Origin of the sequence: Enterobacter sp. PGRG2, assembly GCF_030291195.1 — a bacterium.
In the GTDB taxonomy this organism is placed as follows: Bacteria; Pseudomonadota; Gammaproteobacteria; order Enterobacterales; family Enterobacteriaceae; genus Enterobacter_D.
The window spans coordinates 1096465-1112625 of sequence record NZ_CP127837.1 but is presented as its reverse complement, the minus strand read 5'-3'; the positions used below and the strand labels follow the sequence as shown (position 1 = coordinate 1112625).

13 protein-coding genes and 1 other annotated feature are annotated in these 16161 nt (G+C 55.7%); of the genes, 11 read left to right on the top strand and 2 right to left on the bottom strand.

All coding sequences use genetic code 11. The features are described 5' to 3' along the window. Positions 1-575: 575 nt before the first annotated feature. From dnaA to QRD42_RS04730, 6 genes are all read left to right on the top strand, one after another. On the top strand, positions 576-1970 hold the full coding sequence (gene dnaA, locus QRD42_RS04755; protein ID WP_072570902.1) for a chromosomal replication initiator protein DnaA: 1395 nt from the start codon (positions 576-578) through the stop codon (positions 1968-1970). An 18-nt stretch (positions 1971-1988) separates the two neighbouring features. Further along, positions 1989-3089 (top strand): DNA polymerase III subunit beta, encoded by a 1101-nt coding sequence (dnaN, locus tag QRD42_RS04750; RefSeq protein ID WP_072570903.1) that lies wholly within the window; start codon positions 1989-1991, stop codon positions 3087-3089. Then, positions 3089-4162 (top strand): DNA replication/repair protein RecF, encoded by a 1074-nt coding sequence (gene recF, locus QRD42_RS04745; protein WP_072570905.1) that lies wholly within the window; start codon positions 3089-3091, stop codon positions 4160-4162. The genes dnaN and recF overlap by 1 nt, the downstream gene beginning before the upstream one ends. Before the next feature lie 28 nt (positions 4163-4190). Further along, positions 4191-6605 carry a DNA topoisomerase (ATP-hydrolyzing) subunit B gene (gyrB, locus tag QRD42_RS04740; RefSeq protein ID WP_321988296.1) on the top strand — a complete coding sequence of 805 codons (2415 nt, stop codon included), beginning with the start codon at positions 4191-4193 and terminating at the stop codon, positions 6603-6605. A 193-nt stretch (positions 6606-6798) separates the two neighbouring features. Further along, a complete protein-coding gene (gene yidA / locus QRD42_RS04735; protein ID WP_072570908.1) occupies positions 6799-7611 on the top strand; it encodes a sugar-phosphatase in 813 nt (270 codons plus the stop codon). 23 nt (positions 7612-7634) lie between these two features. Further along, on the top strand, positions 7635-8861 hold the full coding sequence (locus QRD42_RS04730; protein WP_072570910.1) for a DUF3748 domain-containing protein: 1227 nt from the start codon (positions 7635-7637) through the stop codon (positions 8859-8861). A 1-nt stretch (position 8862) separates the two neighbouring features. On the opposite strand, the gene QRD42_RS04725 is transcribed toward QRD42_RS04730, so the two are convergent. Next, positions 8863-9186, bottom strand: a complete 324-nt coding sequence (locus QRD42_RS04725) for a YceK/YidQ family lipoprotein (RefSeq protein ID WP_072570912.1) — start codon at positions 9184-9186, stop codon at positions 8863-8865. A gap of 233 nt (positions 9187-9419) precedes the next feature. Next, positions 9420-9490 (top strand) — a sequence feature (ROSE (Repression Of Heat Shock gene Expression) occurs in the 5'-region of heat shock genes and acts as an RNA thermometer to modulate expression.). Here QRD42_RS04725 and ibpA point away from each other — a divergent pair. The 3 genes from ibpA to QRD42_RS04710 all read left to right on the top strand — a co-directional run bounded on the left by ibpA (position 9484) and on the right by QRD42_RS04710 (position 12252). Continuing rightward, positions 9484-9897 carry a small heat shock chaperone IbpA gene (gene ibpA, locus QRD42_RS04720; protein WP_072570914.1) on the top strand — a complete coding sequence of 138 codons (414 nt, stop codon included), beginning with the start codon at positions 9484-9486 and terminating at the stop codon, positions 9895-9897. It overlaps the preceding feature by 7 nt. 108 nt (positions 9898-10005) lie before the next feature. Further along, positions 10006-10434: a small heat shock chaperone IbpB gene (gene ibpB, locus QRD42_RS04715; protein ID WP_072570916.1), complete on the top strand. Its 429-nt coding sequence runs from the start codon at positions 10006-10008 to the stop codon at positions 10432-10434. 156 nt (positions 10435-10590) lie between these two features. Next, on the top strand, positions 10591-12252 hold the full coding sequence (locus tag QRD42_RS04710) for a putative transporter (protein ID WP_072570917.1): 1662 nt from the start codon (positions 10591-10593) through the stop codon (positions 12250-12252). A gap of 3 nt (positions 12253-12255) precedes the next feature. Here the strand turns inward: QRD42_RS04710 and QRD42_RS04705 are convergent, their stop codons facing one another. After that, the gene (locus QRD42_RS04705) at positions 12256-12960 is read right to left on the bottom strand and encodes a GntR family transcriptional regulator (RefSeq protein ID WP_072570919.1); all 705 of its coding nucleotides are present in this window, start codon (positions 12958-12960) and stop codon (positions 12256-12258) included. Positions 12961-13222: 262 nt separating this feature from the next. Between QRD42_RS04705 and QRD42_RS04700 the strand changes: the two genes are divergently transcribed. Beyond that, positions 13223-14830 (top strand): alpha-glucoside-specific PTS transporter subunit IIBC, encoded by a 1608-nt coding sequence (locus QRD42_RS04700; protein ID WP_321988294.1) that lies wholly within the window; start codon positions 13223-13225, stop codon positions 14828-14830. Then, positions 14827-16149 carry a 6-phospho-alpha-glucosidase gene (locus QRD42_RS04695; RefSeq protein WP_321988293.1) on the top strand — a complete coding sequence of 441 codons (1323 nt, stop codon included), beginning with the start codon at positions 14827-14829 and terminating at the stop codon, positions 16147-16149. Before QRD42_RS04700 ends, QRD42_RS04695 begins: the two co-directional genes overlap by 4 nt. Positions 16150-16161: the final 12 nt, after the last annotated feature.

Sequence of the window (16161 nt, the reverse complement as noted above, 5' to 3'; positions counted from 1 at the left end):
TTGCGCCTGCTCGTTTGGCAAGGCCAACTGCGTACGCTTCAGTGTTGGTGAATAAAGAGGCCGGATTGTAATAATTGTACACTCCGGAGTCAATTCTCTTTCCTTATATCCCGCGTATTTTCGCATGATTCTGTCTGTAAAATGAACAGCCTTAAACGACAAAAATCATACGCTGCGCGCCGGGTGGAGGATTATACGGGCTGGCGACGAAAGCGCAAGGATCCTCAAGGATCTTCCTGAGATCAATTAAGCAAAATTTTGGCGTTGCTCAGCATATTTTCCAATATGCAGGCTAAATCCTGCCGCACCCTGCCAGGATCGTTTACACTTACCCGGTTCGGATCGACCTGTGGATAAATGGTGAAGAATCTGTGAGAAACACAAGATCTCTTCGGCTGTTTACGTTATGATCCGCGGTCCCGATCGCGATCCTCGATCGTAAAAAGGGACAAATCGCAAATAGCGGTTCGCACGTCACCCTTCAGGGGTCTTTCAGAGACCTTTTCGACGTGTGTCAACAATCATGAATATTCAGCCTTTGTCATTTTATCGACTTTGTTCGAGTGGAGTCCGCCGTGTCACTTTCGCTTTGGCAGCAGTGTCTTGCCCGATTGCAGGATGAGTTACCAGCCACAGAATTTAGTATGTGGATCCGCCCATTGCAGGCGGAACTGAGTGATAACACGCTGGCTTTGTATGCGCCAAACCGTTTTGTGCTCGATTGGGTAAGGGATAAATACCTTAATAACATCAACGGGCTGCTCAATGATTTCTGCGGTACTGATGTCCCCCAGCTGCGTTTTGAAGTGGGAACCAAACCGGTCACGCAGACCGTCAGGGAGACGGTGAACGTCGCCGCGCCTGCGCAGGTGGCGGCGGTGCATACCCCGCGCCCCGCGCCCGCACGCTCAGGCTGGGATAACGTCCCGGCTCCCGCGGAGCCAACCTATCGCTCCAACGTTAACGTCAAACACACCTTTGATAACTTCGTTGAGGGTAAATCCAACCAGCTGGCCCGCGCTGCGGCCCGTCAGGTGGCGGATAACCCAGGCGGCGCGTATAACCCGCTCTTCCTTTATGGTGGAACAGGTCTGGGTAAAACGCACCTGCTGCATGCGGTGGGCAACGGCATTGTGGCGCGTAAGCCGAACGCCAAAGTGGTGTATATGCACTCCGAGCGTTTTGTTCAGGACATGGTAAAAGCCCTGCAAAACAACGCGATCGAAGAGTTTAAACGCTACTACCGCTCCGTTGACGCCCTGCTGATCGATGACATCCAGTTCTTTGCTAATAAAGAACGATCCCAGGAAGAGTTTTTCCACACCTTCAACGCCCTGCTGGAAGGTAATCAACAGATCATTCTCACCTCGGATCGTTATCCCAAAGAGATCAACGGTGTTGAGGATCGTCTGAAATCCCGTTTCGGCTGGGGGCTGACCGTTGCGATCGAACCGCCGGAATTAGAAACCCGCGTGGCGATCCTGATGAAGAAGGCCGACGAAAACGATATTCGTCTGCCGGGTGAAGTGGCGTTCTTTATCGCCAAGCGTCTGCGCTCAAACGTACGTGAGCTGGAAGGCGCGCTGAACCGCGTCATTGCCAACGCCAACTTTACCGGTCGCGCCATTACCATTGATTTCGTGCGGGAAGCCCTGCGCGATCTGCTGGCGTTACAGGAAAAACTGGTCACCATCGACAACATCCAGAAAACGGTGGCGGAGTATTACAAAATTAAAGTGGCGGATTTGCTTTCCAAACGCCGCTCCCGCTCGGTAGCGCGTCCACGCCAGATGGCGATGGCGCTGGCGAAAGAGCTCACCAACCACAGCCTGCCGGAAATCGGCGATGCCTTTGGTGGCCGCGACCACACTACCGTGCTGCATGCCTGCCGTAAGATCGAGCAGTTGCGTGAAGAAAGTCATGATATCAAAGAAGACTTTTCCAATTTAATCAGAACATTATCTTCGTGATGCGATGAAAGTGACGCTATGAAATTTACCGTTGAACGTGAACATTTACTCAAGCCGCTCCAGCAGGTCAGCGGCCCGCTGGGTGGTCGTCCTACGCTGCCTATTCTGGGTAACCTGTTGTTGCAGGTTGCTGACGGCGCATTGTCGCTGACCGGTACCGATCTGGAAATGGAAATGGTGGCCCGCGTCGCGCTGCTGCAGCCGCACGAACCCGGTGCGACCACCGTTCCGGCGCGCAAATTCTTTGATATTTGCCGTGGCCTGCCGGAAGGCGCCGAGATCGCCGTACAGCTGGAGGGCGACCGTATGCTGGTACGCTCCGGGCGCAGCCGTTTCTCGCTGTCGACCCTGCCGGCGGCAGACTTCCCGAATCTGGACGACTGGCAGAGCGAAGTGGAATTCACCCTGCCGCAGGCGACCATGAAGCGCCTGATCGAAGCGACCCAGTTTTCCATGGCGCATCAGGACGTGCGTTATTACTTAAACGGTATGCTGTTTGAAACCGAAGGCGAAGAGCTGCGCACCGTGGCGACCGATGGTCACCGCCTGGCAGTCTGTTCCATGCCGGTCGGGCAGTCGCTGCCCAACCATTCGGTGATCGTGCCGCGTAAAGGCGTGATCGAGCTGATGCGTATGCTGGACGGCGGTGATTCGCCGCTGCGCATCCAAATCGGCAGCAACAATATTCGCGCGCACGTCGGCGATTTTATCTTCACATCCAAGCTGGTTGATGGCCGTTTCCCGGATTATCGCCGCGTATTGCCGAAGAATCCGGACAAGCATCTGGAAGCAGGCTGCGACATCCTGAAGCAGGCCTTTGCCCGCGCAGCGATCCTCTCCAACGAGAAATTCCGCGGTGTACGTCTTTATGTGAGCCAGAACCAGATCAAAATCACCGCCAATAACCCTGAGCAGGAAGAGGCAGAAGAGATCCTCGACGTGACTTACGGCGGCACGGATATGGAAATTGGCTTTAACGTCAGTTACGTGCTGGATGTGCTGAACGCGCTGAAGTGCGAAAACGTCCGCATCATGCTGACGGATTCGGTTTCCAGTGTGCAGATTGAAGATGCAGCCAGCCAAAGCGCGGCCTACGTTGTCATGCCAATGAGATTGTAATGTCGCTCACCCGCTTGTTGATCCGCGACTTTCGCAACATCGAGAGCGCGGATCTCGCTTTATCCCCCGGCTTTAACTTCCTGGTTGGCGCGAACGGCAGCGGCAAAACCAGCGTGCTGGAGGCGATCTACACCCTCGGCCATGGCCGGGCGTTTCGCAGTCTGCAAATTGGCCGCGTCATCCGCCACGAGCAGGAGTCGTTTATTCTGCACGGGCGTCTGCAGGGCGAGGAGCGCGAAACCTTAATCGGCCTGACTAAAGACAAGCTCGGCGACAGCACGGTGCGTATCGACGGCACCGACGGTCACAAAGTCGCGGAGCTGGCGCTGCTGATGCCGATGCAACTGATTACGCCCGAGGGGTTTACTTTACTCAACGGCGGCCCCAAATACAGAAGAGCATTCATCGACTGGGGATGCTTTCACAATGAAGCCGGATTCTTTAACGCCTGGAGCAACCTGAAGCGTCTGCTGAAACAACGCAACGCCGCGCTGCGCCAGGTGAGTCACTATGCGCAGTTGCGCCCGTGGGATAAGGAGTTGATCCCGCTGGCGGAACAAATCAGTCAATGGCGCGCCGAATACAGCGCCGCCATCGCTGAAGATATGGCGGATACCTGCAAACAGTTTCTACCCGAATTCACCCTGAGCTTCTCTTTCCAGCGCGGCTGGGAAAAAGAGACCGACTATGGCGAGGTGCTGGAGCGTAGCTTCGAGCGCGATCGCATGCTGACGTACACCGCGCACGGCCCGCACAAGGCGGATTTCCGCATTCGTGCCGACGGCGCGCCGGTGGAAGATACGCTCTCACGCGGGCAGTTAAAACTGCTGATGTGTGCGTTGCGTCTGGCGCAGGGCGAGTTCTTAACCCGTGAAAGCGGGCGACGCTGTTTATACCTGATAGATGATTTTGCCTCAGAGCTTGATGACGCACGGCGCGGACTGCTTGCCAGCCGCTTAAAAGCCACGCAGTCACAGGTCTTTGTCAGCGCCATCAGCGCTGAACACGTTCTGGACATGTCGGACAAAAATTCGAAGATGTTCACCGTGGAAAAGGGTAAAATAACGGATTAACCCAAGACTAAATGAGCGAGAAACGTTGATGTCGAATTCTTATGACTCCTCCAGTATCAAAGTCCTCAAAGGGCTGGATGCGGTGCGTAAGCGCCCGGGTATGTATATCGGCGATACGGATGACGGCACCGGCCTGCACCATATGGTATTCGAGGTTGTGGATAACGCTATCGACGAAGCGCTCGCGGGTCACTGTAAAGATATTGTGGTGACGATCCACGCCGATAACTCTGTCTCCGTAACGGACGATGGCCGTGGCATCCCGACCGGTATTCACCCGGAAGAGGGCGTGTCGGCGGCGGAAGTTATCATGACCGTACTGCACGCAGGCGGTAAATTTGATGATAACTCCTATAAAGTGTCCGGTGGTCTGCACGGTGTGGGCGTATCAGTGGTTAACGCCCTGTCGCAAAAACTGGAGCTGCTGATCCGTCGTGAAGGCAAAATCCACCAGCAGACTTACGTGCACGGCGTGCCGCAGGCACCGCTGGCCGTCACCGGTGAAACCGACGCTACCGGTACGCAGGTGCGTTTCTGGCCGAGCCATGAAACCTTCACCAACGTCGTTGAATTTGAATATGACATCCTGGCCAAGCGTCTGCGCGAGCTGTCGTTCCTGAACTCCGGCGTCTCCATTCGCCTGATCGACAAGCGTGACGGTAAAGAAGACCACTTCCATTATGAAGGCGGCATCAAGGCGTTTGTTGAATACCTCAACAAAAACAAAACGCCGATCCACCCTAATGTCTTCTATTTCTCCACCGAAAAAGACGGTATCGGCGTTGAAGTGGCATTGCAGTGGAACGATGGTTTCCAGGAAAACATCTACTGCTTTACTAACAACATCCCGCAGCGGGATGGCGGTACGCACCTGGCTGGCTTCCGTGCGGCAATGACCCGTACCCTGAACGCCTACATGGACAAAGAAGGCTACAGCAAAAAAGCGAAAGTCAGCGCCACCGGCGACGATGCGCGTGAAGGCCTGATTGCCGTGGTATCGGTGAAAGTGCCGGATCCGAAATTCTCCTCCCAGACCAAAGACAAACTGGTTTCTTCCGAGGTGAAATCGGCGGTTGAGCAGCAGATGAACGAACTGCTGTCAGAATACCTGCTGGAAAACCCGAACGACGCGAAAATCGTCGTCGGTAAAATCATTGATGCGGCGCGCGCCCGTGAGGCTGCCCGTCGCGCCCGTGAAATGACCCGTCGTAAAGGCGCGCTGGATCTGGCCGGTCTGCCGGGCAAACTGGCGGATTGCCAGGAGCGCGACCCGGCTCACTCCGAACTGTACCTGGTGGAAGGGGACTCTGCGGGCGGCTCTGCCAAGCAGGGACGTAACCGTAAGAACCAGGCGATCCTGCCGCTGAAGGGTAAAATCCTTAACGTTGAGAAAGCGCGTTTCGACAAGATGCTCGCCTCGCAGGAAGTGGCAACGCTTATCACCGCGCTCGGCTGCGGCATTGGCCGTGACGAGTACAACCCGGACAAGCTGCGCTATCACAGCATCATCATCATGACCGATGCGGACGTCGATGGCTCGCACATCCGTACGCTGCTTTTGACCTTCTTCTACCGTCAGATGCCGGAAATCGTTGAGCGCGGCCACGTCTACATTGCGCAGCCGCCGCTGTACAAAGTGAAGAAAGGCAAGCAGGAACAGTACATCAAAGACGACGAAGCGATGGATCAGTATCAGATCGCTATCGCTCTCGACGGCGCCACGCTGCACACCAACGCCAGCGCTCCGGCTCTGGCTGGCGAGCCGCTGGAAAAACTGGTGGCTGAATTCAATGGCGCGCAGAAAATGATTGGCCGCATGGAGCGTCGCTACCCGCGCGCGCTGCTGAAAGAGCTGATCTATCAGCCGACGCTGGCGGAAGACGATCTCACCGACGAAGCGAAAGTGACGGGCTGGGTGACGCAGCTCATCAACACGCTGAATGAAAACGAAATGCACGGCAGCACCTGGAACGTCGCGGTGCGCGAGAACGCCGAGCTGAAACTGTTCGAGCCGGTCGTGCGCGTACGTACTCACGGTGTGGATACCGATTATCCGCTGGAGCATGAGTTCATTGTCGGTGGCGAATACCGCCGTCTGTGCGCGCTGGGTGAGAAACTGCGCGGTCTGATCGAAGAAGACGCCTTTATCGAGCGTGGCGAACGTCGCCAGCCGGTGGCCAGCTTCGAGCAGGCGCTGGACTGGCTGGTGAAAGAGTCCCGTCGTGGTCTGTCCATTCAGCGTTATAAAGGGCTGGGCGAGATGAACCCGGAGCAGCTGTGGGAAACCACCATGGATCCGGACAGCCGCCGTATGCTGCGCGTCACGGTGAAAGATGCTATTGCCGCCGATCAGCTGTTCACGACCTTAATGGGCGACGCCGTTGAACCGCGCCGCGCCTTTATCGAAGAGAACGCCCTGAAAGCCGCGAACATCGATATCTAAGCCGTTTGTCCCCGGTGGCGCGTTGCTAACCGGGGCTACAGCAGCATCAGGCCCGGTAAGCGTCAGCGCCACCGGGCTTTTTTTTGGCCGCAAAAGGAGGATCTTCTCCCCGGACTCCATCCCCCTTTCTTACCGTGTTTTTTCGGCAGAATCGCGTTAGCATGCGTTAAGACTCATTTACTGCGGGGAACTCATGGCTATCAAACTCATTGCAATCGACATGGACGGTACATTGCTGCTGCCGGACCATACCATTTCACCTGCGGTTAAAAATGCCATTGCCGCGGCGCGTGAAAAGGGCGTTAACGTTGTGCTGACCACCGGGCGTCCTTATGCCGGGGTACACAACTACCTGAGAGAGCTGCACATGGATAAGCCGGGTGATTACTGCATCACCTACAACGGCGCGCTGGTGCAGAAAGCGAGCGATGGCAGCACAGTGGCGCAGACCACCCTGAGCTACGACGATTACCGCTATCTGGAACAGCTGTCCCGCGAAGTGGGCTCACACTTCCACGCGCTGGATCGCAATACGCTCTACACCGCCAACCGTGACATCAGCTACTACACGGTGCACGAATCCTACGTGGCCACCATCCCGCTGGTGTTCTGCGAAGCGGAAAAAATGGACCCGGCGATCCAGTTGCTGAAAGTGATGATGATCGACGAGCCGGCCATTCTGGATAAAGCCATTGCGCGTATTCCGGCAGAAGTGAAAGAGAAATACACCGTGCTGAAAAGTGCGCCGTACTTCCTCGAAATCCTCGATAAACGCGTCAATAAAGGCACCGGTGTGAAATCGCTGGCCGATACGCTGGGCATTACGCCTGACGAGATCATGACCCTCGGCGATCAGGAAAACGACATCGCGATGATCGAATACGCCGGTCTTGGCGTGGCAATGGATAACGCCATTGATTCGGTGAAAGAGGTCGCGGATTTCGTCACCAAATCCAATCTGGAAGACGGCGTCGCTTACGCTATCGAAAAATTCGTCCTGAACTGATCGGCCTGAAGACGCAAAACGACATGAAACAGATCACCTTTGCCGCACAACACCATCAGCTGACCAATACCCGGACCTGGACGCCGGACAGCCAGTGGCTGGTCTACGACGTGCGGCCTTCGGGCGCCTCTTTTACCGGGCGCACCATTGAGCGCGTCAATATACACACCGGTGCGGTTGAGGTGATTTATACCGCCCCTGAGGGGGCGCATGTCGGCGTGGTGACGGTGCATCCGGCGGCGGAAAAATATGTCTTTATCCATGGGCCGGAAAACCCCGACGCAGAGTGGCAGTACGATTTTCACCACCGGCGCGGCGTGGTGACGCATGCGGGTAACACCCAAAATCTGGACGCGATGGACATCACCGCGCCCTTCACCCCGGGCGCGCTGCGCGGCGGCAGCCATGTTCACGTTTATAGCCCGAACGGTGAGTACGTCAGCTTTACCTATAACGATCATGTCATACATACGCTCTCCCCGGCGCTGGATTTGCGCAACGTTGGCGTGGCAGCGCCCTTTGGTCCGGTGGAACCGCCGCGCACGCATCCGCGGGAATACTGCGGCAGCCACTGGTGCGTGCTGGTCAGTAAAACAACCGCCACACCGCAGCCCGGCAGCGATGACATCAACCGGGCTTATGAAGAAGGCTGGGTGGGGAACGACGCGCTGGCGTTTATCGGCGATACGCTGTCCCTTCGCGGGGAGAAGGTGCCGGAGCTGTTTATCGTCACCTTGCCGCGCACAGAGGCGGCCTGGAAGCAGGCGGGCGATCGACCTTTAGCCGGAACGCCCGATACGCTGCCCGCGCCGCCCGCAGGCGTACTGCAAAAACGTCTGACCTTTACTCATGAACGGGCTTTCCCGGGACTGGTGAACACTCCGCGCCACTGGGTGCGCAGCAATCCGCAGGCAACTTCCATTGCGTTTCTGATGCGTGATGAGCGGGGTATTGTTCAGTTATGGCTGATATCGCCGGAGGGCGGGGAACCGCGCCAGCTGACGCACAATGCCAGTGATATTCAGTCGGCGTTTAACTGGCATCCGGCAGGTAATGCGCTGGGCTTTGTGCTGGAAAACCGCATCGCGATGTGCGACGCGCAATGCGGCGACATCACTTTTTTGACTACCGATCACGAAAATATCCCGGCCGCAGACGCGGTGGTCTTTTCGCCGGACGGGCGGCATATCGCCTGGATGGAGGAGACGCAGGGATACCGTCAACTGTGGTTAACGGCCACCGGATTGTAAATCAGGGCGCGACGGCGGGCGGGATCACCGAGTTGGTCGCCAGATTCGCCTGCTCGCTTTTCTCGACGCGCGACCGCAGCGAATTATCTTTGCGGAATAAATCCCAGGGCAGCAGCAGCGTATCCATTACCGCCGTAAAAGGCATATCCAGCGCCACCAGCGATTTCATGCCGATGCTGGTGTCATCGTCGCCGAGCATTTTTGTGCTGGCGCTGGTGCCGGGGTAAAGCCCCTCTTTGCCGCCGGTATGGGACATCACGCTGGAGCAACCGCCGATCGACATCATCCCGCTTACGACAGCCAGTATTAGAAGAATGTTTTTCATAACGATTTGATCATAGTGAGTGGCCGTACACGCTTATAGCGATCCTGAACGTAAAAGAGTAGTGATGGAGCGCCACACTGTGGCGGTCATCGCAATTTAACAATTTATGCTGTAACCCAGTCTATGCAATGACTGCGAAAGTGCAAAAAAAAGTCAGATAAACACCCTTGAAAAGAAAATGACTGCACCCATTTTAGGTAATGTCCCGGAAAGAACACGCCTGCGGGGTGTTCGGGGGCCGACAAGCCTGTCCATGGTGGAAGGCTGGAAATTCTCGCTGATTTCAGGAGCTTATTTATGCGTAACTTCGATCTTTCTCCGCTTTACCGTTCTGCTATTGGTTTCGATCGCCTGTTCAACCTGTTAGAAAATAATCAGACCCAAAGCAACGGCGGTTACCCTCCGTATAACGTTGAACTGGTTGACGAAAATCACTACCGCATCGCCATTGCCGTTGCCGGCTTTGCAGAAAGCGAGCTGGAGATCACCGCCCAGGACAATATGCTGGTGGTGAAAGGTGCCCATGCCGCTGAGCAAAAAGAGCGTACTTATCTCTATCAGGGCATCGCCGAACGCAATTTCGAGCGTAAATTCCAGTTAGCCGAAAATATCCACGTACGTGGCGCTAACCTGGTCAACGGCCTGCTGTATATCGATCTGGAACGTGTCATTCCGGAAGCGAACAAACCGCGCCGTATCGAAATCAACTAATTGCCAGGGCATGCCTGGGCGTGCCCGAATCACCTTGCTCGCCGTCAGGGAGCAGATGCCTGTCTTCATACAGGCAGATATTTACTCGCTTCTCAGAAGGAGAAAACCATGCGTAACTACGATTTATCCCCACTTCTGCGTCAATGGATCGGTTTTGACAAACTGGCTAATGCGCTGCAAAACACGGCTGAAGGGCAGTCTTTCCCGCCGTACAACATCGAAAAAAGCGACGATAACCACTACCGCATTACGCTGGCGCTGGCCGGTTTCCGTCAGGACGATTTAGAGATCCAGCTTGAAGGTCAGCGTCTGACCATTAAAGGCACGCCGGAAAAACCTGCCAGCGAGCCGAAATGGCTGCATCAGGGTCTGGTCATCCAGCCGTTCAGCCTGGGCTTCACCCTGGCCGAACATATGGAAGTGGCTAACGCGACCTTCAACAACGGCCTGTTGCACATCGATCTGACCCGCAATGTGCCGGAAGCCATCGCGCCGCAGCGTATCGCCATCAGCGAACGCCCTGCGCTGAACAGCTAAGTCTTTATTACCTCTGATCTTCTGGCCGGGCCAGCGCCATGCTGACCCGGCCTGCTTGTCTCTGCTTACTCCCTTTTGTGCGCCACCACCCATACAGCCGCGCTGCGCTCTGCGAAAATCCCTGTAAATAATAGTGTTATTCACAAGGATCCCTTTATGAGTGAGATAGCGTTAACGGTCAGTATTCTGGCGCTGGTTGCTGTCGTGGGTTTGTGGATCGGCAATATCAAAATCCGCGGCGTGGGCTTTGGTATTGGCGGCGTACTGTTTGGCGGCATTATCGTCGGGCACTTCGTCGATCAGGCCGGGATTGGCCTCAGCAGCGACATGCTGCACGTGATGCAGGAGTTCGGCCTGATCCTGTTCGTTTACACCATCGGCATTCAGGTCGGGCCGGGTTTTTTCGCCTCGCTGCGCGTATCAGGATTACGCCTCAATCTGTTCGCCGTGCTGATCGTCATTATGGGCGGGCTGGTCACCACGCTGCTGCATAAACTCTTTGCCATCCCTTTACCGGTAGTGCTGGGGATTTTCTCGGGCGCGGTCACCAACACCCCTGCGCTGGGAGCAGGGCAGCAAATTCTGCGTGATTTAGGCACGCCGGGGGATGTCGTCGATCAGATGGGTATGAGCTATGCGATGGCCTATCCATTCGGCATCTGCGGCATTCTGCTGACCATGTGGCTGATGCGGCGGCTGTTCCGCGTCAATATCGACCAGGAAGCGCAGCAGCACGAGCACAGCGCCGGGAACGGCCATCCGCAGCTTAAAACCATTAATATCCGCGTGGAAAATCCGAACCTGAACCGCATGGCGATCCAGGATGTGCCGGTGCTCAACAGCGACAGGATCATCTGCTCCCGCCTGAAACGCGATGACACCCTGATGGTGCCGTCGCCGTCCACAATCATCAGGCACGGCGATCTGCTGCATCTGGTGGGTCAGGAAGCGGATCTGCGCAGCGCGCTGGTGGTCATCGGTCAGGAGGTGGATACCTCGCTGTCCACGCGCGGCACCGATCTGCACGTCGAGCGCGTGGTGGTGACCAACGAAAAAGTGCTCGGCAAAAAAATCCGCGATCTGCACCTTAAACAGCGTTACGACGTGGTGATCTCACGCCTTAATCGCGCCGGGGTGGAGCTGGTGGCGAGCAGCCACGCCAGCCTGCAATTTGGCGATATTCTCAACCTGGTGGGGCGGCAGGCGTCTATTGACGCGGTGGCCGCCGAAGTGGGCAACGCGCAGCAAAAACTCCAGCAGGTGCAGATGCTGCCGGTGTTTATCGGCATCGGGCTTGGCGTGCTGTTAGGCTCTCTGCCGCTGTATGTGCCGGGATTTCCGGTGGCGTTAAAGCTCGGGCTGGCGGGCGGACCGCTGATTATGGCGCTCATCCTCGGGCGAATCGGCAGTATCGGTAAGCTGTACTGGTTTATGCCGCCCGGCGCCAACCTCGCGCTGCGCGAACTGGGTATTGTGCTCTTTCTGGCGGTGGTCGGCTTAAAATCCGGCGGCGATTTTATCGACACGCTGATCAATGGCGACGGCCTTAACTGGATGGGCTACGGCATCCTTATTACCGCCGTGCCGCTGATCGCCGTCGGCCTGCTGGCGCGTATCTTCACCAAAATGAACTACCTGACGCTGTGCGGCATGCTGGCCGGTTCAATGACCGATCCCCCGGCGCTGGCCTTCGCCAGTGGTCTGCACGCCACCAGCGGCGCGGCGGCGCTCTCCTATGCCACCGTCTACCCGCTGGTGATGTTTCTGCGCATCATCACCCCGCAGCTGCTGGCGGTACTGTTCTGGGGGATAGGTTAAGCGTCAGCGGCCACGCCGCAGGTGGTAATCCACCTGATAATCGCTGGCATTGCGGTACATGATGGAATAATTAAGAAACACGCCGCTGTCGCTGTAGGACAGCGACGTGATCCGCAATAACGGCGTATCGCGAGCTACCTTCAGTAGTCTCGACATCTCCCCGTCCGCCAGCACCGGCGTCAGGCTCTCATAATTCCCGCTAATATCTATCCCGCAGTTTTTTTCGATGTAGTCGAATTTCGATCCCTCCAGATGCACCAGCGCCAGGTCGTGAAACAGCTTCACCGGCATATAGCTGTCTTCCAGCAGCAACGGCGCGCCATCCACATAGCGTAACCGGCGTGAATAGTAGATGCGTTCATTGATTTGCAGACGTAGCTGACTGGCAATCGCGGGTGGGGCGGGCATCACTTCGAATTCAAGCACCTCGCTCATCACGCTGCGCCCCTGCGCTTTCATAATTTCGCAAAAGCCGGTGAGATTGCGGGTTTCGTGGTGCACATCTTTTTTCAGCAGACGGGTGCCGCTGCCGTGCCGCCGTTCAATCAGCCCCTGTTCGACAAGTACAGCCAGCGCTCTGCGCATGGTCATGCGCGACACGCCATACTCCTGCGCCAGCGTTTTCTCGCCGGGCAGCACGCTTCCCGTCTGCATCTCTTTTTCATTCAGCCGGGCACGTAATGTTTCCGCCAGCGATTTATAGATCACTTTTAGACCTCTTTTTTGTCATTTTCATTCCCTGCTCGTCAGTCACCAGGCGTCCCTGTTCTGCTATCACTACCGCATTATTTATGACATGTCTGCTTATTTCCGAAAATATAGACAGGTGCACCGAAATAAAATCCTGTGCAGCATCACAAAATAATTATTTATTAAATAAGCGCCGTGTCTGCCCTGCTTTATGATTATTGCAGTTATCCATTATCAGCCCTTCCGGAAGTTATATGCAATATTTATAAGGATTATGAAAATGCTGAGTCAAATACAACGCTTTGGTGGCGCTATGTTCACCCCGGTATTGCTATTTCCATTTGCAGGGATCGTCGTCGGTTTAGCAATATTATTGCAGAATCCGCTTTTTGTAGGCGAAGCATTAACATCGCCTGATTCACTCTTTGCACAAGTGATTAATATTATTGAAGAAGGTGGCTGGACAGTATTCAGAAATATGCCGTTGGTTTTTGCTGTGGGATTACCTGTTGGCCTCGCAAATAAAGCGCAGGCGCGGGCGTGTTTAGCCGTACTGATTAGCTTTATGACATGGAATTATTTTATTAATGCCATGGGTGTAGCCTGGGGCACTTTTTTCGGCGTTGACTTTAGTATTGATGCTGTTGCCGGAAGCGGTTTAACCACTATTGCCGGAATTAAAACGCTGGATACCAGTATTATTGGCGGCATTGTCATTGCCGGTATTGTAACGGCGATACATAACCGCTATTTCGATAAACCCATGCCAGTATTTTTAGGTGTTTTTCAGGGCACCTCTTTCGTGGTTATCGTGGCGTTTTTAATGATGCTGCCCTGCGCATGGTTAACACTCTGGGGCTGGCCGAAAGTACAGTTTGGGATTGAATCATTGCAGGCTTTTTTACGCAGCGCCGGGGCGGCGGGCGTCTGGGTGTATACCTTCCTGGAACGCATTCTGATCCCAACCGGATTACACCATTTTATTTACGGCCCCTTTATGTTCGGCCCGGCGGCGGTAGAAGGCGGTATTCAGGTGTACTGGGCCAACCATTTGCTGGAATTCAGCCAGACCACCACGCCGCTGAAAACGCTCTTTCCGGAAGGCGGATTCGGCTTATTCGGTAATTCAAAGGTGTTCGCCTCGCCTGGGATTGCGCTGGCGATCTACTACACCGCCGCCGTACATAATCGCAAAAAAATCGCCGGTCTGCTGATCCCGGCAGTATTAACGGCAGTGCTGGTGGGCATCACCGAACCCCTGGAATTCACTTTTCTGTTTATCTCGCCGGTGCTTTTCGCCATCCATGCGGTGCTGGCGGCGACCATGGCGACGCTGATGTATATGGGCGGCGTGGTGGGAAACCTGGGCGGCGGCTTCCTTGACACCATGCTGCCCCAGAACTGGATCCCGATGTTTAACAATCATGCCCCGATGATATTCACGCAGCTCGGCATCGGGTTGAGTTTTACCGCCATCTACTTTGTGGTGTTTCGCACGCTGATTTTGCGCTTCAACCTGAAAACGCCGGGACGCGACGACGCGGAAATTAAGCTGTACAGCAAAGCGGATTACAAAGCGTTGCAGGCGCAAACCCCGGCGGCGGAGAAAAATCCGGCCGCGGCTTACCTCGCGGCCCTCGGCGGCGCGGGCAATATTGCAACGCTTAACAACTGCGCCACGCGTCTGCGCATCACGCTGGTCGACATGGCGAAAACGCACAGCGACGATGTTTTTAAAGCCCTGGGCGCCCATGGTGTCGTGCGCAGCGGCAACGCCATTCAGGTGATTGTCGGCCTGCACGTTCCCCTGGTGCGCGATCAGCTGGAAAGTCTGATGAAAGTCCCGTTATCAAACCAACCTTCCCCCATGACAGAGGTCATATCATGAAAAAATTCTCGGTTGTTATTGCCGGCGGCGGCAGCACCTTTACGCCAGGTATCGTGTTGATGTTACTCGCTAATCAACATCGCCTGCCGTTACGGGCGCTGAAGTTTTATGACAACGACGGCGCGCGCCAGGAGGTGATTGCTGAAGCCTGCAAAATCATTCTGCGCGAGCAAGCCCCGGACATCGATTTTTGCTACACCACCGATCCGCAAACCGCGTTCAGCGACGTCGATTTTGTGATGGCGCATATCCGCGTGGGCAAATACCCGATGCGCGAAAAAGACGAGAAGATCCCGCTGCGCCACGGCGTGGTCGGTCAGGAAACCTGCGGGCCGGGCGGTATTGCCTACGGGATGCGATCCATCGGCGGCGTGCTGGAGCTGGTGGATTATATGCAGACCTGGTCGCCACACGCCTGGATGCTGAACTACTCCAACCCGGCGGCGATTGTCGCGGAAGCCACGCGGCGGCTGCGCCCGACGGCAAAAATCCTTAACATTTGCGATATGCCGATTGGCATCGAAGGACGCATGGCCCAAATCCTCGGCCTACAAGACCGCAAACAGATGATCACCCGCTATTACGGGCTGAACCACTTTGGCTGGTGGCATGGGATAGAGGACCTGGACGGTAACGATTTAATGCCCGCGCTGCGCCAGTACGTGTCTGAACACGGGTATATTCCTCCGTCGAATGATGAGCATACGGAAGCGAGCTGGAACGACACCTTCGCCAAAGCGAAGGACGTGCAGGCGCTGGATCCGGCTACGCTGCCCAACACCTATCTGAAATATTATCTCTTCCCGGATTATGTCGTCGCGCACGCTAACCCCGGGCGCACACGGGCAAACGAGGTGATGGATCACCGTGAAAAGCACGTGTTCAGCGCCTGTCGCGCCATTATTGAGGCCGGGCATTCCGCAGCCGGGGAGCTGGAAATTGACGAACACGCCTCTTATATCGTCGACCTGGCCGCCGCCATCGCCTTTAACACCCAAGAGCGCATGCTGCTGATCGTGCCGAACAACGGCGCTATCGCCAATTTCGATGCCGACGCGATGGTGGAGATCCCCTGTCTGGTGGGCAAAAACGGTCCGGAGCCGCTGACGGTCGGCACTATCCCGCATTTTCAGAAAGGGCTGATGAGCCAGCAGGTGGCGGTGGAAAAACTGGTGGTCGATGCCTGGGAGCAGGGGTCATATCTGAAACTGTGGCAGGCCATCACGCTCTCAAAAACTGTACCGAGCGCCTCTGTTGCCAAAGCGATCCTTGATGACTTAATTGAAGCCAATAAAGACTACTGGCCGCGATTAAGTTGATCCTTCCCGGCC